Here is a 25,189-nt window from a genome sequence, read left to right as displayed (position 1 = left end):
TCTTATTCTGTTCATTCAGTAAGACTATGCCCTATTCGCCATGCTTCTTAAGTAATCCTTCCGACCTTACTGCAACTTATAAATGTTTTCGGTATCCTTGAACCAACTCATCCCGAAAGCCCAGTTTCTCATAAAATTGATGCGCTTCCTTGCGCTGATCTCCAGACACCAGAATGATGTAAGCACACCCCAGATCTTTGGCAATATGTTCGATCTTAAGCATCAGTTTCTGCCCAACGCCTTGTCTGCGTACCCGTTCAGAGACAATGACATTCTCCACAACCATAAATGGCTCGCAAGAACCGAGCAGATCCATGCACTCAATCCCCATAACTGATCCAACAAGTTTATCCTGATCGTAGGCCCCTAGAACATAGTAGTGACCCTGTTTCTTCATTTGTTGTAACGTCTTTTGCATTTGGTGTGCATTCATCTGCTGTTCATCGGGAGGTGTGCCCATCAATTCATGATACAGCTGGTTTAACTCGGGCAAATCCTGCGGTTCAATCTGCTTAATTGTAATCATCGCGTTGCTTCTGCTCCTTCTAATGTGATGAGATCCTTCTTGAAATAGTAATGTTGGTGTCCTGTAGGTGCATTCTCGATCATCGTCATCAGCTTATACCCGTGTTTTTGGTAAAATTCAGGTGCCTGGTAGGAGAACGTGTTCAGCATAATGAAATCACACCCCTTCTCCCGGGCCAAACGTTCTATCTCCTGTAGTAGTTTCGTTCCATATCCTTTGTGTCTCTCTTCGGCATCAACCCACAAAATATCCAGCTCGACCCAGTTCCAGCATAAGGTGCTAAGTACCCCTGCCACAATCTGACCTGCCTCGTTTCGAATATGAAAATGAAGCTCCTCGTATCTGTTCTTTAAAGCCTCGCTCACATGTGTCGCATTGAAAGCAACCAATTGCTGGCGGACATACGCGGAATCTGCTTCGGTACTTGGTGTAATGTTGGTATGTGACATTTTGTGTTCTCCTTTTGGTCAGTACGACGTGTACTTTTATCTCAATAACTTCATATTGACGATGATATAATTCAAACCGGATAACAACGTAACACCTGTAGCAATCCATATCAAAATCATATCTATTCTGATATCTGTAAAAGTATTAAAAATCACATGATGAAGTAAAACGGTAAGGATAGCAGCGACTTGAAGAACCATTTTAATTTTTCCATACCGATCCGCAGCAAGTGCGATTCCCTGTTCTGCGGCTACCATACGCAAGGCTGTGATTACAATTTCACGTGCAATAATAATAACTGCAACCCACGAGCTAATCATATTCACCTGAACCATCATAATAAGTGCCACTGAAATGAGAAGCTTGTCTGCAAGTGGATCGAGTAATTTTCCCAACCTGGTTATCTGATTATACTTTCTGGCAATATACCCATCCAGTTTATCTGTACAAGCGGCTAGTGCAAAAATAATTACCGCAATCATTAAACCCGGCTCCTGCTCATCAAGAAAGCACAGCATAAACAGCGGAATTAATGCGATTCTTGCCAGAGTGATTCGGTTCGCCAGATTCACTGCTCCTTTGCCCCCTCCAGTAACTTCAAGATTTCCAATGCCACATCACGTGGGGATTTCAGTTGACCTAACTCATAAGCGTCTCGGAATGCTCCGGACAGCGCAAATTCCTCTGCACTCTTTCCTCTCGCCACGGCCTGCAATTCCGTATCCACCATGCCCGGGTCAAAAGCGACAACCTCTACCGGAGTAGAATGTGAAGCTTGTTCCATCGCTACACATTGTGTGAACATGTTGATTCCTGCCTTTGATGTACAATAGGCTGCCATCGAAGGAGCAGGATAACTGCCCGAAGCGGAACTGACATTGATGATTTTTCGAGGTACCGCCATATGACTGGTGTAACGAATAAACGATGATGTAAGAATCATAGGTGCAGCCAAGCTGATATTCAGATGAATGCTAATGTCAGTAGCTAGGCACTGATCTATGGGTTTTAACGGTTCAAGCATGGCTGCATTATTAATCAGTCCAATGCATTCCACAGAAACGAGCGGTATCTGCTCCAGTATACCCGAGATCAGCTCGTCAATATGATGAATGTCTTCAAGGTTGAACTGGACATGAGTGTACCGTTCGTACGTATTGCCCAAGTCTGATGCTCCGCGTGCTATGCCGTAGACAGCGTCACCTTTTTCCAAACAAAGTTCTGCAAGGTGTCTACCGATGCCTTTGGATGTACCTGTGATAATAAAGATTCTGTTACGCATATGTTTGCCGCCTTTCAATTCTCAATATCTGCTCTAATACCGTATGATTGATATGTATTTCATCCCGAAACGTGTCAGTCACGCTCTTCCGGTTTTCTCCACATTGTCACCCACAAAATAGGTAAACCAAAATACGGATCTTCCTGCCCCATCGCCTTCATTGGACGCAGTTCCACACACTCAAAGGGTTCCTCTAGTAAATACCGAAGTTTCTCCTCTGTAAAAGCAAGCCCGCCCCGCATCGTCTTCTCACGGTACACTTCCCAATCGTCCATCACATGTTCTGGTCCACCCTGACCGCCAAATCCCGGTGCAAAACAAGTCATACCAAATAGGCCTCCCGGCTTCAACGCACGATGAATCATCTCAATGTAAGGAATACGCTGATGCGGTAGCAGATGGTGCAGACAGCCCGAATCGTAGACTAAATCATATTCCTGCTCTGGCGCAAGTTCAAACACTGAGCGACATTCAAAGTGGACATCGAGCTGTTCTTCCGCCACCCGTTCCTTTGCCCAGACAATCGCAGTTTCTGACAGATCATAAGCATCGACCTGATAACCGTGCCCTGCCAGATACAGTGCATTCCGGCCGGGGCCACACCCGAGCTCCAGTGCTCTGCCCCCTCTTAACCGTCCAGCTTCTACATCAGCAACCAGATTCTCGTCTGGTTTGTTTGGAAAAAACGGAATGGGTCTATCCCGATTCTCGTAGAACGGCTCCCAAAATTGCTTGGCCGATCTGAAATCCGCATCCAGCATATCATAGAGATCCTGCACACTTTTTATCGTTTTCTCCAAAGTCCAAATCCCTCCTGTTTTACCGCTTAAAATGGGCACTTCTCCACTATTGTTACCCTGCTGTTTCACTAGCATTTTTGCATGAAATCCTACTCCATTCACTACACTTCATTATAACATTTTTAACCATTCATTCTCTATTTTTCATATAAAAATTCAGTAGAATATACATTGTTTTTTCCATACAAAAAGCGAACAACATCGCATGTTGTCCGCCTGAAATTACAGCTATAAGATTACCACTGTACAACTTAAATACGTCCCGTTTTAGACCTTGCGCTCCATCACAGCGAAGTAATTTTTTTCATTATCTGCAAAATTAAAGACACGGCCTGTCGGCATCTCTACAACTTCTCCAACCGTTACATGTTTAGCGGACAAATCGGCATATAACCGATCAAGGTCATCAGTGAAAAACATCAATGAGGGTGTCCCCAAATTAAGCTCGGCCGACATACGTGCCACGACCTCTTTATCATGCAAAATGATGCTTGTCTGTGAGTCTTTCGCAGGCGCGACTTCAATCCATCGCATACCTTCATCAAGGATGACCTCATCCACAATGTGGAATCCGGCTACCTCCGTCCAGAAAGCCAGTGATTCATCCTGGTTATTGACGTACAACATAATTTGGCCTACTCTGCTAAACATGCATTCACCACTCCTCTAAACAAGTCATCTCCGGTTACATCTATTCTAGATTGCCTCAGATTCCAGTTGAGTATAACACGCATGTCCTGTTTTAAGATAAACTTTTAGAGAAGTTGAAGCGCGACCTTCTGTCCCCACACTGTTATGTGACATTTAAGTAATTCTGCTCTTCTACACTCACACCAGCTTTTTGGTCAAATACAGCACCACATCATCGTCAATAATCGTCTCTTCCCCTGGCTGAAGGTAATGATCATCTCGGTGAAGTCCCCGCCCGTCTGGAATATATCCACGATGTACGTATAACACCTGGGCTTTTCCATAATCCGCATATACACCTACACCAATGCCCTGCCACGCCAGAGCGTTCCCTTACCACGTTCTCTGCGTGATCCATCAGCTTCGAACCGACCCCTTGCCGTTGGAACTTCATCAGCACATTAAAATCATTGATCTCCGGGATGCCTTGTTCCTGAAAAGAGGGATAACCCGAAGTCCAGATCACATTGACATAACCGGCAAATTCGCCGTTCAACTCGACGATCAGAGTCACGCGTTTCCCGTTCTGTTGTTCTTCCCAATACCGTTCATACAATTCTAGCGGTTTGTGCCACCCCTGTTCCTGAAATGCCTCGAAGATGACTTGCGCGTCCTGCTTCGTTAAATGGCGAATATGTACATTACTCATGATGTTCTCCCTTCTGATACAGCCTTTTGTATAAGTAAAACCTGTACGGCGAGAAAAGTTTATTATACTTTCTTTCTAAATTCCCAGTCGATCTCGAAGCGAAGTGATCTGGGCAACATGATGTTTGCCATGCCAGGCATACAGTCCCAAACAATAATCCAGTCTCATCGTTTCTTTCGATACAGGATGATAGAACTGTTTGGCATAGTCATCTTCCGAGAATGAGCTTAACAATGCCGCCCAGCGGCGATGCAATGCATCCAGAAGCTGCAGTGAAAACTCAATGTTCAGATCCCTTGAGTCACTCAGTTCTGCCCAGCGCTCTTCATAATAAGGGCGTATCGTGGGCGTATCCTCTGTCAAAGCGAGCTTGAAGCGAATCACACTGTTCATATGACTATCTGCCATGTGGTGAATGACTTGTCTCAGCATCCAGCCGCCCTCCCGATATGGAAGACTTAGCTGTTCTTCATTCAGTCCTTTTACAGCTTCTCTCGCACGTTCGGGCAAGTCTGCGATATCTTGAATCCATTGCTGCCTCTGAGCCGGCGTTATCTCACCTTCGTGTGTGAACCGCCCGATCGGATATCTGAAGTCCATCTTAATCCCCCATAATTCCTTTGGATTTGTTTAATAAAGATTAACACGATACAATTCACCGGGCTATTTTATGGAGCATACTCCATCAGCCAGCAATCTCTCATCTGTCCTTCATGCAGTTCATGCTGTGGCAGCTGTTTAACCTTTTTGAATCCACACTTCTCGTAACAAGACAGCGCACGTTCGTTCCGGGCTTGTGGGTCCATAACAATTTTCCGGGCGTGTTTCTCTCCAGTCAAATACGCTGTCATGGACTTCACCAGTCGTGTGCCAATGCCTATGTTCCAGCAATCCGTTTCCCCGATAAACTGATCGGTCCCGTAGATGATTTCACCATTGTCAGTGTAACCATACGCCGCACGTTCCTCTGACTCAAGTTTGTAGAACTGAATGTATCCGATTGGCCGACCGTCATATTCCACAATACAACGGGCAGCCTCATCATTCTGATTGTAAAAATGTGCTCTCACAAGCTCCAGATCATGCGGCTGATCACGACCTTCGTAATACTGCAGAACCTCCGGGTCAGACAACCACTTTACAAGAATAGGCCCATCCTTTATCTCTAGCAAACGAACGGTGATATCCCCCGTTTGATATAATTTGTTCACTTTGCCCCCTCCTTCAGGATATCCAGCTTGTAACCCGCAGCCCAACTCAAATTTTTGCCTAACAATCGTTCATTGTGAACATAATATACCTTCGGATCTTGAAGAGTCTGAGGTATTTCATCCAGTGCTTTCAACGTAAAACTCATGTTATATGTTCCAATCTCCTTGGGTAAAGAAAAACCCACCAGCTCTTGTGAGAATACCTGCTTCAATTGGTCTACATTATGCCACTCCTGCTGTTCAGCCTGTTCTAGAATAACTTGACTATCATATGAAGTTCCCACAGATGAAGGCCTGAACCAGCCATTCGCCTGTTCTCCAGTGAACGAAATCCCTCCCCAACCTGGGATGATAGGGAACGTCATATGCTGCTCATCTTCTTCTTTGGTCCGAATAACATGCAGTACAACTTCAACGGTTTTTGAATCCAATGAGAGTATGGTACCTGATACCGTTACATCCTGAGCATTGATACTTGGTGCCAGCTGACGGTATATCAATATACCCGCAAAGAGTAACACTAGAATTCCAAGCATGCCAAACACCATCGTTTTGCGCATTCCGATCCTCCGATCTACTCACGCTTTTACAGCTTTCCAGATATATTTATGTTCTCGAACTGCTATTTTTCCGTCGATCGCATGCTCCTTCAGCTTCACTTGCAATTGTTTACCGTATTCAGGCAGTGTGTAATCCGGGTTGCCCGGAACGTCCGCAAGGAAGAGAGCAAACTCATTTTCGTCAGGAAAAACCATAAGTGCCTCATGATATTCTTCGATCTCAATCTGCTCATATCGGTTACGCTCCAATCGTTCACGCACCTTGGTTACATCTGTATGTATTCCAAACAGCAAACCTCCCTGAGAGAGAATTCTTCCGTATTCGATAATCGATGTCGGGCCTCTACGATTATAGATCAAGCCGAATTGTTCATCTTGAAAGGGCAACTCTTCTTTTGTTGTAGCACAGATAAAATCCACATTCTGAATTGTACTGGATTCCAGCCCCTCTTGGGCGATTTTAATCATTTCTTGCGAGTTATCGAACCCAGTAATATGAGCAGCGTGTGCCGCCATTTTAAGTGTAAAATCACCATGACCACAGCCTGCATCAAGCACCGATGTATACGCAGGCAGCAACGTGATCAACCGTTCTTCAAAAATTTGTTCTGCGGACTTTCCCTCCCATAAGTACTGAGCTCGTCCTCTGTATCCTCCATTACGCCGTGCAATCATATCGTACCATTCCATGCTCATAGTCATCCTCCTCATCTAAGTTCAGATATCTCATCCAATATTCGACAAAACCATGTCAATTTCCTGTTCTTGTAAAAATTGAAACGCATCTATTCCAATGTCCGTATTATGCTCGTAGTTATTTTCCCCCATCATAACCCACCCGAATCTGGAGGTTGCTCACATGTCATTTTTCAAAAAAATGTTGGCCAGTGTTGGTGTAGGCGCAGCGAAAGTGAATACGGAATTACATACGACAGAAGTCACGCCCGGTGGAACTCTTGCAGGAAAGGTTTACATTGAAGGCGGAGATGTAGAACAGCAGGTCGATCAGATCTATCTATCGATCAAAACCCACTACATTCGGGAAAGCAATGATCGTAAAGTGAAGGAGACGGCTGTTGTTGCCAAATATCTGCTGACGGATGGATTCACCTTGCAGCCGGGTGCAACACTGGAGAAGGATTTTCAATTCGATTTACCGCAAAATCTACCGATTACCCTGCATCGTGCGGAAGTATGGGTGGAAACGGGGCTGGACATCTCTAGCGCAGTAGACCCCTCAGATCAGGATCTTTTACATGTCGTGCCTTCCAGAGAGATGGAAATCGTACTGGATGCCATTGATATGCTGGGGTTCAAGCTTCGTGAAGTAACCAATGACTATGCGCCAAGGCTCGGTGGCAACCTGCCGTTTGTTCAGGAATTTGAGTTTGTGCCAACCACCAAGTTCCGCGGATATTTGGATGAACTTGAAGTTCTTTTTTATCCATTGGGGGATTCACTGGAGCTGTTATTGCAGATCGACCGCCGTGCACGTGGACTTAGCGGGATGTTGTCCGAAGCGATGGGTACAGATGAGACTTATGTACGTCTGCAGCTGCATGAGAGACATTTGGAGCGTGGTGCACGTTCTGTCGCACAAGGCTTGGAAGAGGTTATTTCAGAGCATCTCTAAACTGCGAACACTAAACAATATAAAGAGAACAGCCCTTGTCTATCATCCATCTGATGCCAAAGGCTGCTCTCTTTATCTCTTGCTTTTTCCCACAACATAAGAACGAATGACATAATACGTCATAGCAATAAGGAATATACCACCAACGCTTAGGGCTATCATCAAACCGCTTCCACTTGCCACATGTCCAAAGTCAACTTGCGAAGACGCACCAGACGTTTGCAGTGCTGTTACTTGCGGAACATGCTCCAATGTAAGAACCATGCCTTGAACTACATTCCAAACCACCAACAAAAGGGTGAAAATACACGTAACGATCATCGTTTCAATCCCCACACGTTTGTTCAGACGCATTCATCTCTCCCCCTTATTCTTATCGAACGAGAAACTGCTCCAGTTGCTGCTTTAGTTCATCTTTATGATCGTCTACGTACTGGTATAGTAAGTCAAAACTTTCTTCATTATCCGCTTGAAAGCTTAAATGTTGACCTTCCTGCTCTACCTGCTGTAATAACTCATGGATCTGTGGACCATGTGTCTGCAGGCTTGTTGTGATGTCGTGTTCAGACAGACGTTCCACATTCTCACGTAGCTGCCCCGCTGTGATACTTTGTTCCGCAAAAAGCTGTTCCACCTTTTGCAATATCATCGCATCTGTCTCATTGCCATTTCTCATCAGAGCTTCGATGGTTTCTCTCAAATGCTGGCCGCTTGCATTTTCCAGATAACCAGTCAATCCGTTCATGGAAAGTTCCGTGTCGAGATCAACAATCAGCATAATATCTCTAAGCACGATCGGCAGTTCCGCAACATGCTCCCGAATCGTAGCAAATTCAGCCCTGTACATATCCATCGCAATGCTGCCCACGATTTCTTCACCTGACATTCCTTCAATGTGTTCAAGCGGCAGCAACTCCACCAGTTCTTCTTGTAACTTGTTCATCTCACTATATCCTCCCGCATCTCTCTGTATCCCGCTGTATCATTCTGTGCCGATACGTTCTTCCATCATACCAGAATATGCTTTATAAAAAAGAAATCGCGCCAAGTTAACATGCATTTGACTTATGGAAAATAATTCGCTGTTATGATCTCTTTTTATGATAGTGATAACCTGTGCACAGGCCTTTTTTAATGGATTTCGCAGAGCAATTGTGTCCACCCTTTTTATCCAATCGACCCGGATGTGCATACGCTGAGGAGGATACAACGATAAGCATAACCAGCGATAAAATGATAATAAAACCTTTTTTCATCTTAAAATTCACCTTTCTTTTCACGACCTATGCTTTAGGGGTTTTTCACTTCACTTCACTTCATTTTACATAAAAATCCACAATATGGACATCCCTTATTCCAACTAAAGTCCCTTTATATAAGCTTAAAGTGTCTCAGCGCATGAGTTATTCCATCCTCACTCGCTTTCAGCGTGACATAATCCGCAATTTGCTTAACACGCTCTCCACCGTTTCCCATGGCGACACCTACTCCTGCGTACTGTAACAGATCAATATCGTTCTCTCCGTCCCCAAAAGCCATGGTTTCCTCTCTGCGTACATTAAGGTAAGTAAGAAAAGTCTGGGCTGCTGCAGCTTTATTTACTTCATTTGCTTCAAGTACATTGCACACATACGGATGGAATCTTACAAATCGCAAGGACGGGAACTTCTCTCTATAGTATTTCGTTTCTGCCTCATTGGCGTATAAGCACATACAGTATGTATCCTCATCCAGCGTCATCATTTGTTGCGGATATTCCATTATTCCAAGTGTCTGCCGAAGGGCTTCTGTCACACGGCTATCTGTTCGGCAGGCTCCATTCATGCTGAATAACTCGGTAAAATAGGAAACTGCATGGCCTTGAGTAACAGCAAAATCACTAAATTCTCTAACCATTGATGGAGAAAGAATGGATCTATGTATCCTTTCATCACGGCAAGTAATCAAAGCACCGTTCGCTGAAATAATCGTTTCGATGCCTAGATGCTTGAATTCTTCGCATAGATGATGAGGCCTTCCAGTGACAAGTATGATATGAATGCCTTTTCGGATTAACGCACGGATCGACTCTTCGGTATGTTGGGATAAACTGCGATCCTTCTCACTGAGTAGCGTACCGTCCACATCAAAAAATACAGCTTTAATCACGAGTCTTCATCCTCTCTACTGCTGATCATCTATTGGCGCGAAATGTTTCAGGTCAGATTTCGTCTTGCCCCTCTTCTGAGCTTCCTCAGAAATACGGTGGTTAAACTGAATCACATCATTATGCGCAAAATAAATATATTCCACATCTGGCTCATCCTTAAATTTCACTAAGACAAGGAAGGGTGGCAGTTTTACGCTCCAGACGCCTTCTACGGATTCAATCTCATCAGGAGAATAATGTTTCTGCTCTGTTAAATAAGTTGTGACACGATGTGCATAGATCATTTTGTTGACTTTTACATAGATAAACGGCGTAAGAATCAATAAAATGAGCGTTATGCCAATCGTCCAGGATACAATCTTCTTCGTTTTACTCACCTTATCGCCCCTTACTAGAATGGAAAATTAGAACAAAAGCGAGCGAAAATAAACCTCATTCTATGCACGGGCTATCTCCACTCGCTTTCAAATTTCATCTTTCTTAGCTTGCCTACCGAGTCAACACCTCTTGGGAACGTGCCATGTACCACATCTGGAATGTGCTGGCCACGTCACCCGGTATATCGTTAACATGATGGTGCATAACAGGTTTGGCACGATTCACAGTATGGATAGAAGCCAGTCCGAGCTTCCGCTGCAAGGGATGACGTGTAATCTTGATTTCAATGACCTTCTCCCGCTTGGACAGAAACAGAGTTGACGTCAGCGCACCTGAGCGAAATTGAATAAAGTGATCGTCCAGTGCATACCGCGTATGATAAAAATTGAACACCCTGCACGCTTCAATCCACACAAGCAGTAGCAATGAAATCATCCACCATGCCTGTTCAATCCCGAATATAACCGGTTTGAAGTATGCCAACATACCCGTGACGATAATCCACAACCAGTTTGGTTTAAGTAAACGCAAACACAACGCTTTCCGAGGCAACTTTTGCATCTCCTGCGTCACATGGTAGGAAGGCAGAATTTCTTCAATGATGCGATAGGCCTCTCTCACAGGCAAAAAAGGATATAACGAATTCATCTCTTGTCCAGCTTCACCCAAACTACCTGCGGTTGTAAGTTCTACTTCAGCAAGGCGCAGTATTCTTTTCATCGGTGACTGTGTGATCTTGACGGCCTGCACACGATCTTTCTGGATCGAGAACGACGTCTTTTCCAGCATGCCCTTCGTAATATAAATCCGCTTGTCATCGGACGTAATCTGAAAATCTCCATATTTCACAAAGGTACGAACAATGCCTAGTCCAATAGACACGATGATCAACAGCAGGATGATCAGACTCATCACCCACCATGATTCAAGCCAGGATAATACGAGACTTTCGGTTACCGTTTCCTTCGGGAAGAAATCCTTCACCGTTGAATACAAAGAGAATAAGATCGGGATCAGCACCAGAAAACTGAACGAGGTAAATGAAGCTTTGAGCACGTCTTTGCGCGTTGAACGATAGTGAATGACGCGGTCGGGTGTCGATTTTTCAACAGATGTAGAGATGCTGCTTGCTTGTTCTTGATCACCTGTATGGCTCACTTCGTTTGAAGATGTACTTTCAGCTTCACTGGCGCTCCCGGCTACATCGTTGCCTTGTTGCACTTCCGTGCCGATAAGTTCCGTATAGGGTTCCTGCTCATCCCCTCCGGCCTGTTCGTTATGCATGTCTTCCCCAACCTGCATTTGAATCTCAGATAAATGTTGAGCCACCTGCTTTTCTAGCTGTTCTGCTTCAGTAACCGAAACGACCTTCAACTGAAATGTCGCATCATCACCCTTAATCCCCGTTTCGAAGCGTAAAGAGGTCACACTAAACAAACGATGAAAAAAGCTCGTATGCCGACTCACATTTTGCACTTTCGTATACGGGATGGTTCTGCGGGTCCGACTGAATGCCCCTGTGTAGATATGGAAGGCCTTCTCATCTGCGGAATAACGGGTTGTAAACCAATTCCAAAGAATGGACACCAGCGCGATGGAAATACCAATATAAAAAATGACTCTTGCATAGAAAACCCATGTCGAATCTGATCCTGCACGGAATACGAATAAAAACAGAACGAAGGCAAATGTCCTTTTGATCAGACTCCCCAGACTCCATAACAAGCTCAGTACATGATGTCGTTTCATCTCCGTCATTCATCCACCTCGTTGATCTGGGCATAATCCGCGATCTGGTTTCGCAGCGCAAAAGCCACTTCTTCCGGCAAAGCCGGTATGTGATGAGAAGAACCCATCGTTCCGATGGTTACCGAGTACAGTCCGTATTTTCGCATCAATGGCCCTTGGTTCGTCGAAACGGATTGTACCTTGGCCATCGGAATCACCTGATGTACTTTGTTCAACGCACCATGCTTGAGCTGTAGAAACTCAGCGGTAACACCATAGAACCAATACCGATACATCCAGAACGGCTGCAAAAATATATCCCACACGGCGTAACATACCGATAAAACTGTGACTCCCCATAAAATCCAGCCGATCCACGGTCTCCAATCATAGACCGAATCCAGGATAAGTAACGCGGCCAATACAACGAAACCAATCACATTATAGATGATGGCGCTGACTCTCCACAGACTTACGGCATGCGGGGAAAGTTTCTGTTGCGGTGTACTCCATACTTCTGTTCCCGATTCCCCTGTTGTTTCTATTGTTTCTGTCATCCTAAACGGTCTCTCCTTCCTTCTCTTCTCTTTTTGTCTGTATACTTTACGAATAAGGGTGTGTATCGATGCAACAAGATGTAATACATAAAAAAAGATGACTCCTGTTTACGTGCAAGGGTCATCTTTTGTTTTCGCTTATTTTCCAGTAAAGTCCTGTACTTCACACAACCATACCATATTCTCGCTACCTTCGCCCCAGTAGTCCTTCGTCACAACATAGGGCTCTCCAAACTTCCGCCGCCACTTCTGCTGTGCAATCCGATAACCGCTGTCCAGACAAAATTGGGTGATACCTCGAAGCTGAAGTTCGGTGACAAGTGCTGTTATAAGTGCAGAAGCAATCCCCTGACCCTGCATTTCAGGCAAAACATACAGGGAGCCCAGCGTTCCAACATGATCGAGACGATGGTTGGTGCACTCCTGAACGACTTTCCCGCAAGGCCCATATGAGATCGTACCCACGACCTTACCTTTTTTCCGAGCAACAAGGAAAAAGGGGCTCGTCGTCGTTGGTTCAAGATCAGATTCATGCTGTAAAACAGCTTGTACTACGGCCTTTTTATGTTCGATCTCTTCCTGAATTTCATCCAGGAGTGATCCAATTCCTTCCTGACGGTACGCTTCTGGAATCGTTGTCTCAAAAATATGATATGCTCCATCCACATCTGCTGTCGTCAGTGTTCCGATAGTTATCAACTTGCCTGCATCTCCATTCATGTATACGCCTGTATTCATGTTGTTTATTTGTCCGTTCAGATTAGTCTGTACGCCGCTGAATGATTTGTCTAAGTCGATTCGCGTCCTCCAAGGAGATGGAGTAGCCTGTTGACGTATCCTCCTGGTTTACAAGCAGCCCCTGCATCTTTGGGTCTGCACCCAGTGACAGATCATAACGAGTAACGGAGCCGTTTGCATATGTGATGTCCATTTTGTATTCAGCTGCATAATTAAGATCACCTTTCATACGTTCTGCACTGAATATGGCTTCGGTCACGATACGTATCTCGTCAGAGCGATCAAATTCAACATCCCGACATGGAGTCGAGGGAAGAGCTTGATGACAGGTTAGCATAATTAACGTAGGAGCCCCTTCACTCTTTTCTATTCTCTTGACCTCTTCGGAGCCCAACTCACTGGAATTATTACCCCCGCACGCTGCAATCAACATTACGATGAAGAATAGAAATAGCATTCCGATACGTTTCACCTAGCAGCCTCCCATTCAGCTAACAAATCGATTAAGCGCGGAACTGTTTTTTGAACAAAAGCTTGTACAACCTCTTCGGTAATATAACACGGAATAAGGCCCGGCTCTTCTCCTTGAAAGAAAGAAAACGTGTGATCCCGCCAGCATATGATCTCATCTGCTGTTAAACGATCTGCCATCTCATAACTTGACGATTCGTTTAATAGCGACCATACTTCATTGCTCCAGCTTGCCGTTCGATAGAGATTAAAATCAATCTGATCCGTCTCCCGATAATATAAACGGGAAAGTTCTTCCTTGGTTCGTTCGATCCCCTCACGCCGGTCAAGCTCTCGAACTCGTCCTTCGAATTCGGGATATACACTTCGAAACCAGTAATAATCCGTCATCACATGCATAAAGTAACCCGTGACAAAGGAAGTCCAGCCTTCATTCGTATGCTCGCTAATGTAATCACCATATAACTTTTGGAGCCGTCCGGTATAATTGTCTTCTTTTTCAGGATAAAAATGAGTGTGCTGCTTGTCGTCCCGAGTCGCTCCCTCACGCATATGAATGGAATCCGGCGCGATATTTCCGAGATAAAATGCTCTCAGGTCCAGCTGCTCAGGCAACTTATCAGCCAATCGATGGGCTACACTTAGATGCACCATAGGCAGAGGCATAGACAGATCTCCTTTTTCCATTGAAGGAATGGTTATATATTCAATCTCTCGTTAGCTCACCAAACCTGCCACTCTCTCGTCCTGCATACGCTCAAACAACTTCTCCAGATCCGTATGATATGCAGGCTGCTCCTTTACCAGCAAACGGATATATTCTGATCCACACTCGTAAAATACGAGGCGGTTAAATGGTGCTGTATCGCCATAATGATTAGGCTCTAATTCATACTTGGCTCGAATCAAATTTTCGATATACCTTGCTACTCCTTCATTCCATTCCAGCCAGCTCCAATATTCCGCTTGCTCTTCTGTAAGAGATTGGAACAACGCCGTTCGGGCCACCTGAATTTGCTGTAAATCCTCACTTTTCAACGCAGATAACAGAGATTCAATCCGTCCAGCAACAGTCTCATCTTCATACGGGAATTCATAATCGATTTCCCAGGTTACACGCTTCAACTGGGTCATTTTATGTTTAATCTGCAGACGGTCAACGATTCGTCCCTCGTATTTTCCATAGACCGAGCAATGAACATATTCATGGAACAGAAAAACTTTCTGCTCTAAATCTTTAAAAACAGAAGCCGTCACAATCGCGCACATGCGATTGTCCATATGGTGTACAGGCACCGCGGCGAGACATTCATCGGGAAAATACAGGTCGTCCGGTACGGTTTTGACCCATTCATATTGCCCGGATTTAGATGAATAATCATAGATATATAACAACGACTCATGCACTACAACAACCGGATGATGTTCTGCAAAAAAAGGATGCAGGCTGACCAGCTCGATCTGAAGCTCATTTAACTCGTTGATTTGCTGCAAAAATGTATCCATGTCTAACCCTCTCTCTTTGCAAAATGATACCTTCATCATACTAAATCGGCATCCGTAAATCACTGAGAGAAAAATGATAATGTTGTGCGGAGAGATTAATAACGCCCTCCGCGTTTCTCATATAAATAAATGTCCAGAGCGTGAATCCCTCGCTTGGCAAGTTTGATAAATAAAAATAATGCGTAGGCACCCAAGCCATATAACAATAGATTAAATAGAACAACTGCGATAGAGATTAACGGACCAATACCAAACCCGTAACCAATGCCCGAATCAAACATCATATCCATTTTTCTTCCTCCTAGTTTTTGATATAACCCGCTTTGGACAGCATATATTTGGTAAATGGATTGATATCGGGAATTGGCTGAGTCAAGTCAAAGTACCTGAGCTCTAACCCTTCATCATCCATAACCGTCGGACTGCCCGTTATGCCACCGGCTTCATAGATCGCCGTCACATTGTAGACCTCATCTCCGTGCGGATAACGGTAATACATATCCTGACCTGAAAATACGGTGATCAGCTTGTACGCCTCCGCGCGCAGCCCGGCTTCTTCGTAGAGTTCACGCGCAGCAGCCTCTTCCAACGATTCACCCGGTTCAAGCGATCCGCCAATGGTACCCCAATCCAGGCTATCTGTTCGTTTCTGGAGCAGCAGGTGACCTTGCTCGTTAAACACCAGTACACACGAACCTGCCATAATTAAGGGACGTGTACCCACCAGTTTCCGTAAATCCGTGATGTACCCCATGTTAGCCTCCTAAGTCAATATGTAGTCAAAACATCGGCAACTTCATTAGGTTCTGGATGGCTTCAATATCCCCTGATCTACCGAATGTTGTACGAGTTGTTGTGCATACTTCCACAGCGTTTCGGACCCGTTTGCAATTTCAGCATTACGATTTAATACCTGATCACTCGTAATGTTATATTTTTGCCAAGTATCACCTTCATTCTGATGATTATGAATGATTGGCTGTAACCGATCCATGGATGAAGCAAACCTAGCTTCCGGTGTCTCCTTGGTCTCAAACTCCATCCACAGACTTAACAGTTCCTGAGCTTGGTCTTCGGGCAACATACCAAACAATCGATGAGCAGCCTTAAGCTCTCGTTCATATTTATCTGTATTTCCTTGGGTATCATATGCAAAGGTATCACCGGCATCAATTTCGACAAGGTCATGCACCAGTACCATCTTGATCACTTTAAGAATATCGATCTCCTTGTTGGAATGACCATGCAATATTAAAGCCATCATTGCTAAATGCCATGAGTGTTCTGCATCATTTTCCAATCGTTCACCATGGATAATTCTCGTTCTTCGTTCAATCGTTTTTAGTTTGTCAATTTCAATTAAAAATTGGATCTGCGACTCTAGTGTCTCATCCACGCTCTTACCCCCTTCAATTGCTGAAATGTATGCATTATGAAATGCTGTACCAATACACCTGATAGTTAAAATCCAGAGATAAACCTGCACTTTGAGCTAAACGGATAGAGCCTGTGTTATCAGGAGTGCAATCCCAATAAGGACAGAGGCCTGCTTCGTTACATTCGCTCATATACGCTTGAGCCGCCAAGGCAGCATAATTTCGTTTACGGTGACCTTCCAACGTTTCAATATCAATGGCATGTGTGTTTCCCTCGACAAAAGCAGAAAGACATATGCTAACGATCTCTTCCTCACGAGTAACAACATAGCCCACACCATACTTCTGAAAAGCATCTACGTCTGTCCAGAAATGCTTTATTTTATCTGTGACAAATGAAAGGTTATGCAGTCTACGGTCATTCATTAGAGCTTCGTCTATTTTAAGTACCTGTGTTCCCTCGGCTGGTTGTGAAAAAACTCCTGAAGAAGCTGAGAGCTTGGCACTCTCTATTTTCTCTATTCTTTCGTCCAGTGACTTAGGCATGAATACATGCTGTGTATCATGGTGGAGTTCACTCGGGCCAGCCATATGCTCAAGCACCTCTTCCCAAGTATGATCAGCAACCCCAATCTCTACGTCAGAAATTTGTAATGTTGCCAATTCAGGATAGATATGATTCTCTATATACATTCGCAGTTCGCTTCGGAAAACTTTACTCTGTGCATTACCAATAAGCTGATAACCGAATTGCCCCTGAACCCATATGAGTGCTGCCTCAGGGTTAGCGGCATCGTCGACATAGACCCGTCCCGGATTCATGCCGGATGCTACCGCTTTGACCTCAATATTACGGTAGGCATCAGTTAAATGTTTTATTTTATGAAATTCAGATACATTTAGTTCAGTAATCATATAATCAGTCCTATTTTGCAAGATATGAATCTACCTTCTGCCTTGCTCTAATTTCATTTTCAAGATTTTCCACGTCCAGGCACCATACCAAATACCAGCGGCTGGGAACAAAACGAGTGCAGTCAGCAAGTTTACATAAAACTCACCATCTAGGGTTAAATTTTGTCCGCTCCATGACGTCATCACCAAGGTATACAGAAAAGCCAAAGGAAGACCCCAGCCGAGAACGCCGCGTACGAGAATATGATGCCTTTTTCCTTGCTTCAATTGTTTCTCCCATTTGATTCGTTGTGATTCTTTCATATGTCATGTTCTCCTTTAAGCTTGCATAGCTTGATGAATTTGTCTGAGCATATATTCGGCATAATCTCTTAGGCGTGCATGATCCATATTCACCGATTCACGTTCCCCGTTGTACTTAGCCAAACATTGCGAGACAAGTTCCTGATGTTCAGGTAATGCTTCTGACAGCGCCCGCTGACCTGCCTCTCGCTTGGAATAGATTACCGATTCCTGAATATACAACAGCACGCGCGACAAAGTTAAAACATTATAGACCGGATTGTCTCCGATTTCCTCCAGGGCTGAACTTGCATCGGATGCAATGGAGTGGATGACATGCTCGCGGTTCGCTGGCTGGAACAGTTCCTTGATCGGCTTGCCATACAGCACAATACCTCGATCATAGATAACCGCCATATGTGCAACAACATCCGGGTCTTCATCACCACCACAGAGATAAGCAGGATCATTTCTGTACTTCTCCCGGTGGTAAGCAGAATAATGAAACTCAAAAGGCGTAGGGTATTGACCGCTTGTTACAGCTGACTCTAGCACGATACTAATCTCAAACCCTTTCGCAAGATGCATTTCATCTTCTATTCGTATAAGTTGATCGGCGATTCTGCGATAAGTCTCAGAAGAGCGTTTCTCTCTACAAACAACTAAAATGTCGATATCACTCTGCTGCGGATGAAAACATCCCAAAGCCATAGAACCATGCAGATACACACCTGTTAACGCGTCGGTTAACTCTTCTTTTAATATATCAACGATCCTGCTCAACACTGCTTTTTCTTCCATTTTGGCTCTCTCTTTCTGTTGTTAATTCAACCGTCTATTTCCACTGTCATCTCTCGAACGTAAACAGCCGTGCCCTTGATTCGGACATTCATTCCTTCTTCCTCCCGACGTACGCTCACCTGAACCTTGCCATCTCTACCAATCTCATGCCCCTGCTCCACTGTAAAATCAACCTCATGAATCTCTGGATTCACATACGTCAAATAATAGGCCCCCATCACCCCTGATGCGGTGCCTGTGACAGGGTCTTCCGTTGTTCCTGAATATGGCGAAGAGAAATGCCTTGCATGCATCAGAGCATCTGCATCGCGGGTTGCGAAGCAGAATGGATGTAAGGATGACTTGGGATTTTCAGATAAAATGTCCGGAAACTGAGAAGAATCCGGTTTCATTTTAACAAATGCATCTAAACGACGAATCGGAATTAATAACGTCCACGTGCCTGTACTTCCGTATACAATAGGCATAGTCATGTCCAAATCATCGGTTGTCAGATGGATTGCCTTAGCCAGTTTCTCAACATCCCCTTGAAAGGGAACAAAACGTGGCTGATCCTGCTTCATCTCCATCAACCAACTGTCACCTTGTTGCTCAAACTGAATTGGTAGAATACCTACGTTCGTTTCAATCGTGATAGAGTCTTTTCCTTGTAGTAAATCACGTGTCTTAAGCCCATACATCGCCGCCATCGTCGCATGACCACACAGATTAATCTCGTGGCCCGGAGTGAAATAACGCAACCGAACATCGGCCGTTTCAGACTTCAATACAAATACCGTCTCATTAAAACCAACAGCATGAGCAATCTGCTGCATTGCAATTTCACTCAGATGATCTGCTTCAAAAACAACGCCCGCCGGGTTGCCCTTGCCTGGAGTGCTTGAAAAAGCTTCATAGTGGTACACTTGGATAGCACACATCTACTCTTCATCCTCTCTTTACAACGCAGGAATTGCCCCGTCGTATAATTCAAGTGATTCATTTTCAACAACAACCGCCCCACCATCCGGGCACGCATATACTTTGGTTTGATGATTTTGAGCGTATTCTCTGAATGATTGCATCATTTCTTCCGAACGATCCAGGTGAGGTGCAAACTCGAAATCTACAAGGGCAAGGGCTTGTAAATCGGTCAAACCGATCGAATTCTCGTCTGCATCCTCACCGTATCCAGCTATTCGAATCGTAGGTGTCATCAGAATACTGCCCGCGCTAACCCCAATCAAAGTCCCACCGTCACTGACATAGGAACGTAGCTGTTCAAACATATTTCGTTGCTGTAGCAAACTTAGAAAATAAAACGTATTCCCGCCAGATAAATGAATCGCATCACTTCGGAAAAGAGAGTCCAGCATGCTTTCCTCATACTCGGTATCGAGATCATAATACTGCACATCTTCAATCCCAAACTGGCGATAAAAACGCCGAGTGTGCTCGACATAAATTCGCTGCGGGTCGGAACAGGAAGGGATGTAACCGATTGAAGGCTTTTGTTGCTGGAACAAGCTTCGAATTCTCTCATTCAGTTCATCATTGGGCTCAAAATACAGATCGCTAAGCAAAACCAGTTTACGCCTGACCATTAGATTCTCCCCCTCTATTATTAAGGCGTGTCTTAGCTTGTTACTACCGAATTACGTGCATTTCCTACTTCTTAAACTCTCTGTCCAAAATGGAGAAAAAACACTGGTCCGTCCACTTATTCTGCCACCATAATTCTTCCTTGAAAATGGCTTCTCTTGTCATGCCTACATGCTGCATTAAAGCAGCTGACCTTATATTCTCGGCATTACACATGCCTACGACCTTATGTGCCTTTAATTCGTCAAAAGCGAATTGCAGCAATAACCGGGTCGCCTCGCTTCCGTACCCTTTGCCTGAATAATCAGGCAAAACCGCGAAACCAAGTTCCCAGCTTTTACGAAAATCAACGTAACTCCACATTTGAACGATACCCACTGGTGTATCACTGACATCATTCAAGCGACGGATAACAAAATCATACGCATACGGTGTCTCGCCCTCAACGGGGAAGTGACTCCGGTACTTCTCCTTCACATCCTCTTCCTTCGTTTCCACACTCTCCTCATAAGTCCACAAGCTTGCATCACATTCCAGTTTGCATATAAAATCCATATCCTGCTCGGTTATGGTCGTAATTTTAATCTCTTGTCCGATGATTTCCATGATCGTTTATAAAAGTTAAACTTAACTAGTTCTCCTTTTATATCTCCTCTCTAAAAATAATGATATGCAAGTATAATCAAAAGCTATTAATAGCGTTGCATATTGGAGCTATTGCAATTGCCCATTAATATATCTACGATGGTTGCTTGAAGCATCTTGTATCCACAAATCCAGTTCAACCCGGCTTACATAAAACTGATCTTGAATTTTGATAAAGGGAAACATTTTCCCCTCAAAGTGGTGAAAAGCATTCAAACTGCTCTGCTCGGTCTTAATAATGCTCATTACCTGATCTTCGTTCATGCCCAAATATGTGGCCGTCTCTTTCAATGTCAACAAAACCTTGTCAGACAAGAGCGCCTGCTGTTCCGCTATCTGATTCAGTGTTCCACTACTTTGATCTTTGTCCTGATTCAAGAGCAGTACAGAGCCGATAATAAATGAGATCCCCAAAATAAAACTGGCTAATAGTATCGAAAATGAAAGGGAAATGGTCTTCATGTGAACCCCCTATTGATTCAGAATGTACCGTTCGATTTCGAAAGATCAGTCACTAACGATAAACAGCCTATTTCCTATGTAATGTGTAATAAAAAAGACCGTCCTTCAATTCGTCCGACTTCACAAAATTTAATTTTTCCAGGAGTCGCTGTGATTGAATATTTTCCTGCTCCACAGTTGCTTCAATCCAATCCAATTTCATGACGTTCCATCCCATCCGGATCAAGGTCTTTAATGCTTGTTGCATCAGCCCCTGCCCCCAATAAGAAGGGGCTAGATCGAACCCGATCTCTGCGCTGGATGGTACGCCGTTCGGATTCCAACAGTGAAAACCTGCTGTGCCGATCAATTGATGGGCCAAAGTCAACTCTCTCATATACAGTCTTTGTGTCTCCATCGGTTGAAACAGCCTCATCAAACATGTCTCCTTCTCAAGCTAAACATCGCGGACTGTGTAGTACCCTGCTTCTCCCAGAAAATCATCTCTGGTTAGGTCATGCTCACCTAACAGCACTCTGTAATTCGTAATCGTACCATCATGTGACACGATGAACGTATGGCCCGTCTGTTTCCTGCACCATGCCAGAAATTGCTCTGCTAATCGTGTGAACTGTTGTGTATTCATTTGATTTATGCTTTCTTCCCAAGCTTCTACTCCAACATCTATGCATTGCTTATCTGGATATAATACGCTGAGTTCTGCCCTTGAATAGATTTGGTCACAGCCTAAAGGAGTAAACTTCGGATCTTGAGGAAACATTCTTGGACCAACCAAGGGGCTGATTACCACACTACCACGCTCTCTCGGCGTTACTAATGCTGCCGTTTCAAGGGTGCGTTTCGTTGGACTTACCACAATAGTATCGTGAGGAATTATGTTGATGTTTTTACGTAAGGCTACGATTTGTTTCTTTCCCTGTTCAGTTAGCCCCGGGTGTAATCGGTTAAGCTCCTTCGGATAATTCAACAAATGCTCCGCGTGACCATGACGAATAAATGTAATATCCACTCGCTACCCCTCTATTTCTGGATGAAGTGTCTGATGCCACTCGCCTCACGAAGATTAACAAGTTCTTTTCGCAAAAAAACAGGATAAATCTCCATCTGCTCTGTCTCTTGGATCGGAAACCAGCGAAACGTTAATTCGCCATCGCGCTCCAAACCATTAAACTGTGGTTCATTATAAAAGGAATGCCCTTCGGACAAAGAGATCACATAATAGAATCCCATCTCATGCATATCCTTGCCATCGTACTCATAAAAGTCTTCGCAAACAAATGCCAGCCTCTCTACCTGGATAGACACGCCAAGCTCCTCCATCATCTCGCGTCGAATCGCATCCTCTGTTGATTCATTCATCTCCACCCGCCCGCCAGGCAAGTTCCAGAAATCATCCTGCTTCGCCTGATGTAAAAGAACTCTGTCCGCATCCATCACGATACCGGCAACACGAAAGTTAAATCGGCTGTTGTCTTGCATATACGATATATTTCTGTTCAACGCAACAGTCATCGAGCCGCCCATCCCTCAACAAACCCATTTTGAAATCCGTTCACAAACGACGGAATAAACAACACGACTAGTAGAAGGAGGCTTGCGAACCCCCACCTGATGAATGATTTACGTTTACTAATCGCACCCAGGACGAACAACATTACCGTTACAACAATCAAACCTATCTCTACAAATTCCATCATCTTATATAACCTCCGTTATGTATCATTCTTAGTTGCCCATAGTTCTACCAATTACTCATAAATTTTGCCCATGTACATGATCTGAGCACATCGCTTCCAAGGGTTATCAGGCTTCTCATAATGCGTTAATCCGTTAACGGATTCATGTCCCCAATCTGCCGCAGCTTCCAAAAATGATTCGATTGAATTATGCTGCCATTCATCGGAACAGGCTTGCCGATCGTTGCTTAAAGCACTTAGGAAAGCAAGAAAAGTGGCTTCATCCTGCACCTCATTTACAAGTTCAAATAATGTCTTCTGCATCAGGTTCTGTACCTACTTTCATGTTGTACTTATCAATCGATGTCCGCAATGATCCATTTCGCATGCTCACCATCTGCTTTCCATTTCCTAAACACCATGGTAGAGCTAGACTCGATATCGTCATCTTGCAATTCCGTAATGATCACAACACCTTGATAGATCTTCTTTTGTTCCGTAATCGTAATGTCACCCATGGAAGTGATTTTGCTAAAAGTATAATTCGGCATGCCGGAGATCGGAGCTTCAGGCGCAAAGAGGCTCATATATCCCTTTTCATCCTGTTCATATACATAACGCATACGCGCATTCATTAGTTTGACCATTTCCAGCTCATCACCCGAATACTTGCTCTCGTCCACATACTCAGGCGGAACAACTTCCTCTTGTGGCGAAGTAACTTTTGATTCATCTTCATCCACGAATACTTCGTCATTCATACTTCCCGAGACATCCGGTTTCTGTGTATCCTCAGGTTCTGATTTACTCTGACAAGCCGTTACAAGCAACAACATAACACCAAGGATCAAAGCTAACCTACGGATCATTCCACTTCACCCCCAGTTCGTTTTCAACCGATAACTTCCTGTCGCTGTCAAATTTTCTCCCAGGTACATCATAACCCATAATGTGGGATTTGCGAACACTATGGAAACACATCAACTTCCAGACCACATCCCTCAATCATAAAAAAACACGCTGCCTGCATGGATATCCATGCTATATGCAAGCGCGCTAGCTCAATTATTTAATTTACAAAACTATTCAATATCCCTGTACCCCTAACTTGGAACTCCTTCCCCTCCTCATCTTTCAAAAGATATTGGTATGTTGATAAAATGCCCAACTTTCGTGAGTGTCCATTAACAAACAGAAGCTCCTCCTCACCATCAGAAGTCTGCTCTGTGAACCTTCTACCTTCATTCACATCATACGAAACATGAATTCCATATTCACTTTCAAGCCCATCTTTACTGGCCTCATTTCGTAAATCTTTACATCATGTTAAACTCAAATCTAATACCTTATTCTGATCTGTTAAGCAACCCTTCATCAAACCATACATCCTCATAATCCTCGGCAATCAGGAACCTCCATCCCTGAGCAAGTCCGAGATATCGACTAATCTTCGCATCCCATTCGTCGATATGTGTAACGTGCAGAGGGACAAAGAAATCATCGGCTTCCGAGTAATCCTCGGCCCAAATGTACCAACCTGTCGTATCGCCTTCAGGCTGGATTCGCATCCCATGGATGGGTTCACGCTTCTCCTTCACGTTCCAGGCAATCCCCACCTTCATATGGGGTTCACTCGGGACGTAATCTGCATTGTATTTTTCACACAGTTGCTTCTGTACGTGTATAGCGCTCTCCTGCTTCACCATATGCCTCCTTCTTTGGCATCAGATGCCGTAATAGGCTTTGTATCCTGATAACCATTCGTCTTTGGAAAAATCCACAAAATCGTACGGCTCGCACTTCTTGAGATAAAGCACCTGATCATGCGCTTGTTCGCCGCCCTTTTTTTCCAGATACACGACTGTCTCTTCAATACCTGCACCGCAAAGCAACTGCACATCAATATAACTGGCTGCGTCCTGATTTTTTCGTTTGGCTTGCCAGATCAGTTCGGTGTCCTCTACGTTCCCGATAGCAAACAACATGATGCACAGCAGTCTCAGCACTTCATGATCCTCTGCTTCCCGGTTTTCCATTTCTTGATGCAGCCACTTACGAATCGATTCCCGATGTTTCTTGTCAGGTTCCAGTCCGTATACTTGCAAAAGCTCATCTTCATTCAT

The 25,189-nt window shown here is 44.3% G+C and carries 41 protein-coding genes; 1 reads left to right on the top strand and 40 read right to left on the bottom strand.

Annotated elements, in window-relative coordinates:
- Positions 1-76: 76 nt before the first annotated feature.
- The 11 genes from AB4Z30_RS15745 to AB4Z30_RS15695 form a co-directional block, all read right to left on the bottom strand.
- Positions 77-526, bottom strand: coding sequence for a GNAT family N-acetyltransferase (locus AB4Z30_RS15745; protein ID WP_441927975.1), 450 nt, complete (start codon positions 524-526; stop codon positions 77-79).
- Positions 523-975: a GNAT family N-acetyltransferase gene (locus tag AB4Z30_RS15740; RefSeq protein ID WP_441927973.1), complete on the bottom strand. Its 453-nt coding sequence runs from the start codon at positions 973-975 to the stop codon at positions 523-525. The genes AB4Z30_RS15745 and AB4Z30_RS15740 overlap by 4 nt, the downstream gene beginning before the upstream one ends.
- A 36-nt stretch (positions 976-1,011) precedes the next feature.
- Positions 1,012-1,548, bottom strand: a complete 537-nt coding sequence (pgsA, locus tag AB4Z30_RS15735) for a CDP-diacylglycerol--glycerol-3-phosphate 3-phosphatidyltransferase (protein ID WP_441927971.1) — start codon at positions 1,546-1,548, stop codon at positions 1,012-1,014.
- Positions 1,545-2,258: an SDR family NAD(P)-dependent oxidoreductase gene (locus tag AB4Z30_RS15730; protein ID WP_441927969.1), complete on the bottom strand. Its 714-nt coding sequence runs from the start codon at positions 2,256-2,258 to the stop codon at positions 1,545-1,547. Before AB4Z30_RS15730 ends, pgsA begins: the two co-directional genes overlap by 4 nt.
- 74 nt (positions 2,259-2,332) lie before the next feature.
- A complete protein-coding gene (locus AB4Z30_RS15725; RefSeq protein ID WP_441927967.1) occupies positions 2,333-3,058 on the bottom strand; it encodes a class I SAM-dependent methyltransferase in 726 nt (241 codons plus the stop codon).
- A gap of 267 nt (positions 3,059-3,325) precedes the next feature.
- A complete protein-coding gene (locus tag AB4Z30_RS15720) occupies positions 3,326-3,709 on the bottom strand; it encodes a VOC family protein (RefSeq protein ID WP_441927965.1) in 384 nt (127 codons plus the stop codon).
- Positions 3,710-3,962: 253 nt separating this feature from the next.
- The gene (locus tag AB4Z30_RS15715; RefSeq protein ID WP_441927963.1) at positions 3,963-4,397 is read right to left on the bottom strand and encodes a GNAT family N-acetyltransferase; all 435 of its coding nucleotides are present in this window, start codon (positions 4,395-4,397) and stop codon (positions 3,963-3,965) included.
- A 75-nt stretch (positions 4,398-4,472) separates the two neighbouring features.
- Positions 4,473-4,997 (bottom strand): YfiT family bacillithiol transferase, encoded by a 525-nt coding sequence (locus AB4Z30_RS15710; protein ID WP_441927961.1) that lies wholly within the window; start codon positions 4,995-4,997, stop codon positions 4,473-4,475.
- 68 nt (positions 4,998-5,065) lie between these two features.
- Positions 5,066-5,608, bottom strand: coding sequence for a GNAT family N-acetyltransferase (locus AB4Z30_RS15705; RefSeq protein ID WP_441927959.1), 543 nt, complete (start codon positions 5,606-5,608; stop codon positions 5,066-5,068).
- Entirely contained in the window at positions 5,605-6,168 is a 564-nt protein-coding gene (locus tag AB4Z30_RS15700) for a hypothetical protein (protein ID WP_441927957.1), read from the bottom strand. The genes AB4Z30_RS15705 and AB4Z30_RS15700 overlap by 4 nt, the downstream gene beginning before the upstream one ends.
- 18 nt (positions 6,169-6,186) lie before the next feature.
- Positions 6,187-6,864: a class I SAM-dependent methyltransferase gene (locus AB4Z30_RS15695; RefSeq protein WP_441927955.1), complete on the bottom strand. Its 678-nt coding sequence runs from the start codon at positions 6,862-6,864 to the stop codon at positions 6,187-6,189.
- A gap of 163 nt (positions 6,865-7,027) precedes the next feature.
- Here AB4Z30_RS15695 and AB4Z30_RS15690 point away from each other — a divergent pair, with 163 nt between their 5' ends.
- Positions 7,028-7,801: a sporulation protein gene (locus AB4Z30_RS15690; RefSeq protein ID WP_441927953.1), complete on the top strand. Its 774-nt coding sequence runs from the start codon at positions 7,028-7,030 to the stop codon at positions 7,799-7,801.
- 72 nt (positions 7,802-7,873) lie between these two features.
- Here the strand turns inward: AB4Z30_RS15690 and AB4Z30_RS15685 are convergent, their stop codons facing one another.
- The 29 genes from AB4Z30_RS15685 to AB4Z30_RS15545 all read right to left on the bottom strand — a co-directional run bounded on the left by AB4Z30_RS15685 (position 7,874) and on the right by AB4Z30_RS15545 (position 25,189).
- A complete protein-coding gene (locus AB4Z30_RS15685) occupies positions 7,874-8,155 on the bottom strand; it encodes a hypothetical protein (RefSeq protein ID WP_441927951.1) in 282 nt (93 codons plus the stop codon).
- Between the two features lie 19 nt (positions 8,156-8,174).
- Positions 8,175-8,744, bottom strand: coding sequence for a DMP19 family protein (locus AB4Z30_RS15680; RefSeq protein WP_441927949.1), 570 nt, complete (start codon positions 8,742-8,744; stop codon positions 8,175-8,177).
- A gap of 142 nt (positions 8,745-8,886) precedes the next feature.
- Positions 8,887-9,021, bottom strand: a complete 135-nt coding sequence (locus tag AB4Z30_RS15675) for a YHYH domain-containing protein (protein ID WP_441928164.1) — start codon at positions 9,019-9,021, stop codon at positions 8,887-8,889.
- Between the two features lie 151 nt (positions 9,022-9,172).
- Entirely contained in the window at positions 9,173-9,949 is a 777-nt protein-coding gene (locus tag AB4Z30_RS15670; protein ID WP_441927947.1) for a Cof-type HAD-IIB family hydrolase, read from the bottom strand.
- Positions 9,950-9,964: 15 nt separating this feature from the next.
- Positions 9,965-10,327 carry a DUF3139 domain-containing protein gene (locus AB4Z30_RS15665; RefSeq protein WP_441927945.1) on the bottom strand — a complete coding sequence of 121 codons (363 nt, stop codon included), beginning with the start codon at positions 10,325-10,327 and terminating at the stop codon, positions 9,965-9,967.
- A 112-nt stretch (positions 10,328-10,439) separates the two neighbouring features.
- Positions 10,440-12,086 carry a PH domain-containing protein gene (locus AB4Z30_RS15660; protein ID WP_441927943.1) on the bottom strand — a complete coding sequence of 549 codons (1,647 nt, stop codon included), beginning with the start codon at positions 12,084-12,086 and terminating at the stop codon, positions 10,440-10,442.
- Positions 12,083-12,613: a PH domain-containing protein gene (locus tag AB4Z30_RS15655; protein ID WP_441927940.1), complete on the bottom strand. Its 531-nt coding sequence runs from the start codon at positions 12,611-12,613 to the stop codon at positions 12,083-12,085. Before AB4Z30_RS15655 ends, AB4Z30_RS15660 begins: the two co-directional genes overlap by 4 nt.
- Before the next feature lie 138 nt (positions 12,614-12,751).
- On the bottom strand, positions 12,752-13,351 hold the full coding sequence (locus AB4Z30_RS15650; RefSeq protein WP_441927938.1) for a GNAT family N-acetyltransferase: 600 nt from the start codon (positions 13,349-13,351) through the stop codon (positions 12,752-12,754).
- 22 nt (positions 13,352-13,373) lie between these two features.
- Complete coding sequence (locus tag AB4Z30_RS15645; RefSeq protein ID WP_434752204.1) at positions 13,374-13,823, bottom strand: hypothetical protein; 450 nt, start codon at positions 13,821-13,823, stop codon at positions 13,374-13,376.
- Complete coding sequence (locus tag AB4Z30_RS15640) at positions 13,820-14,488, bottom strand: zinc dependent phospholipase C family protein (RefSeq protein ID WP_441927936.1); 669 nt, start codon at positions 14,486-14,488, stop codon at positions 13,820-13,822. Before AB4Z30_RS15640 ends, AB4Z30_RS15645 begins: the two co-directional genes overlap by 4 nt.
- Positions 14,489-14,539: 51 nt before the next feature.
- A complete protein-coding gene (locus AB4Z30_RS15635) occupies positions 14,540-15,328 on the bottom strand; it encodes a hypothetical protein (RefSeq protein WP_441927934.1) in 789 nt (262 codons plus the stop codon).
- 95 nt (positions 15,329-15,423) lie between these two features.
- Positions 15,424-15,618: a hypothetical protein gene (locus AB4Z30_RS15630; protein ID WP_434752207.1), complete on the bottom strand. Its 195-nt coding sequence runs from the start codon at positions 15,616-15,618 to the stop codon at positions 15,424-15,426.
- Positions 15,619-15,629: 11 nt separating this feature from the next.
- Positions 15,630-16,082, bottom strand: coding sequence for an NUDIX hydrolase (locus AB4Z30_RS15625; RefSeq protein WP_434752208.1), 453 nt, complete (start codon positions 16,080-16,082; stop codon positions 15,630-15,632).
- Positions 16,083-16,127: 45 nt separating this feature from the next.
- The gene (locus AB4Z30_RS15620; protein ID WP_441927931.1) at positions 16,128-16,724 is read right to left on the bottom strand and encodes an HD domain-containing protein; all 597 of its coding nucleotides are present in this window, start codon (positions 16,722-16,724) and stop codon (positions 16,128-16,130) included.
- A gap of 34 nt (positions 16,725-16,758) precedes the next feature.
- Positions 16,759-17,619, bottom strand: coding sequence for a GNAT family N-acetyltransferase (locus AB4Z30_RS15615; protein ID WP_441927929.1), 861 nt, complete (start codon positions 17,617-17,619; stop codon positions 16,759-16,761).
- A gap of 30 nt (positions 17,620-17,649) precedes the next feature.
- Positions 17,650-17,922 (bottom strand): hypothetical protein, encoded by a 273-nt coding sequence (locus tag AB4Z30_RS15610; protein ID WP_434752211.1) that lies wholly within the window; start codon positions 17,920-17,922, stop codon positions 17,650-17,652.
- Between the two features lie 15 nt (positions 17,923-17,937).
- Positions 17,938-18,702: an aminoglycoside adenylyltransferase domain-containing protein gene (locus tag AB4Z30_RS15605; RefSeq protein WP_441927927.1), complete on the bottom strand. Its 765-nt coding sequence runs from the start codon at positions 18,700-18,702 to the stop codon at positions 17,938-17,940.
- Between the two features lie 26 nt (positions 18,703-18,728).
- On the bottom strand, positions 18,729-19,622 hold the full coding sequence (locus AB4Z30_RS15600) for a PhzF family phenazine biosynthesis isomerase (protein WP_441927925.1): 894 nt from the start codon (positions 19,620-19,622) through the stop codon (positions 18,729-18,731).
- An 18-nt stretch (positions 19,623-19,640) separates the two neighbouring features.
- Positions 19,641-20,285: a Type 1 glutamine amidotransferase-like domain-containing protein gene (locus tag AB4Z30_RS15595; RefSeq protein ID WP_441927923.1), complete on the bottom strand. Its 645-nt coding sequence runs from the start codon at positions 20,283-20,285 to the stop codon at positions 19,641-19,643.
- A 64-nt stretch (positions 20,286-20,349) separates the two neighbouring features.
- Positions 20,350-20,889 carry a GNAT family N-acetyltransferase gene (locus AB4Z30_RS15590; protein ID WP_441927921.1) on the bottom strand — a complete coding sequence of 180 codons (540 nt, stop codon included), beginning with the start codon at positions 20,887-20,889 and terminating at the stop codon, positions 20,350-20,352.
- 108 nt (positions 20,890-20,997) lie between these two features.
- On the bottom strand, positions 20,998-21,390 hold the full coding sequence (locus AB4Z30_RS15585; RefSeq protein WP_434752216.1) for a hypothetical protein: 393 nt from the start codon (positions 21,388-21,390) through the stop codon (positions 20,998-21,000).
- Between the two features lie 67 nt (positions 21,391-21,457).
- Positions 21,458-21,805 carry a GNAT family N-acetyltransferase gene (locus AB4Z30_RS15580; protein WP_441927919.1) on the bottom strand — a complete coding sequence of 116 codons (348 nt, stop codon included), beginning with the start codon at positions 21,803-21,805 and terminating at the stop codon, positions 21,458-21,460.
- Between the two features lie 21 nt (positions 21,806-21,826).
- Positions 21,827-22,399 carry a histidine phosphatase family protein gene (locus AB4Z30_RS15575; protein WP_441927917.1) on the bottom strand — a complete coding sequence of 191 codons (573 nt, stop codon included), beginning with the start codon at positions 22,397-22,399 and terminating at the stop codon, positions 21,827-21,829.
- Positions 22,400-22,410: 11 nt separating this feature from the next.
- The gene (locus tag AB4Z30_RS15570; protein WP_441927915.1) at positions 22,411-22,902 is read right to left on the bottom strand and encodes an NUDIX hydrolase; all 492 of its coding nucleotides are present in this window, start codon (positions 22,900-22,902) and stop codon (positions 22,411-22,413) included.
- The gene (locus AB4Z30_RS15565; RefSeq protein WP_441927913.1) at positions 22,899-23,087 is read right to left on the bottom strand and encodes a hypothetical protein; all 189 of its coding nucleotides are present in this window, start codon (positions 23,085-23,087) and stop codon (positions 22,899-22,901) included. Before AB4Z30_RS15565 ends, AB4Z30_RS15570 begins: the two co-directional genes overlap by 4 nt.
- Positions 23,088-23,138: 51 nt before the next feature.
- Positions 23,139-23,390, bottom strand: coding sequence for a DUF7660 family protein (locus AB4Z30_RS15560; protein WP_441927911.1), 252 nt, complete (start codon positions 23,388-23,390; stop codon positions 23,139-23,141).
- A 32-nt stretch (positions 23,391-23,422) separates the two neighbouring features.
- Positions 23,423-23,935: a hypothetical protein gene (locus AB4Z30_RS15555; protein ID WP_441927909.1), complete on the bottom strand. Its 513-nt coding sequence runs from the start codon at positions 23,933-23,935 to the stop codon at positions 23,423-23,425.
- Positions 23,936-24,412: 477 nt separating this feature from the next.
- Positions 24,413-24,772, bottom strand: coding sequence for an immunity protein Imm33 domain-containing protein (locus AB4Z30_RS15550; RefSeq protein WP_441927907.1), 360 nt, complete (start codon positions 24,770-24,772; stop codon positions 24,413-24,415).
- 18 nt (positions 24,773-24,790) lie between these two features.
- Positions 24,791-25,189: a hypothetical protein gene (locus AB4Z30_RS15545; RefSeq protein ID WP_441927905.1), complete on the bottom strand. Its 399-nt coding sequence runs from the start codon at positions 25,187-25,189 to the stop codon at positions 24,791-24,793.

The organism is Paenibacillus sp. 2TAF8 (genome assembly GCF_052114825.1).
Taxonomy (GTDB): Bacteria; Bacillota; Bacilli; order Paenibacillales; family Paenibacillaceae; genus Paenibacillus.
Note: the sequence above shows the minus strand (reverse complement) of the source record. Positions and strands in the feature narration are given on the sequence as shown.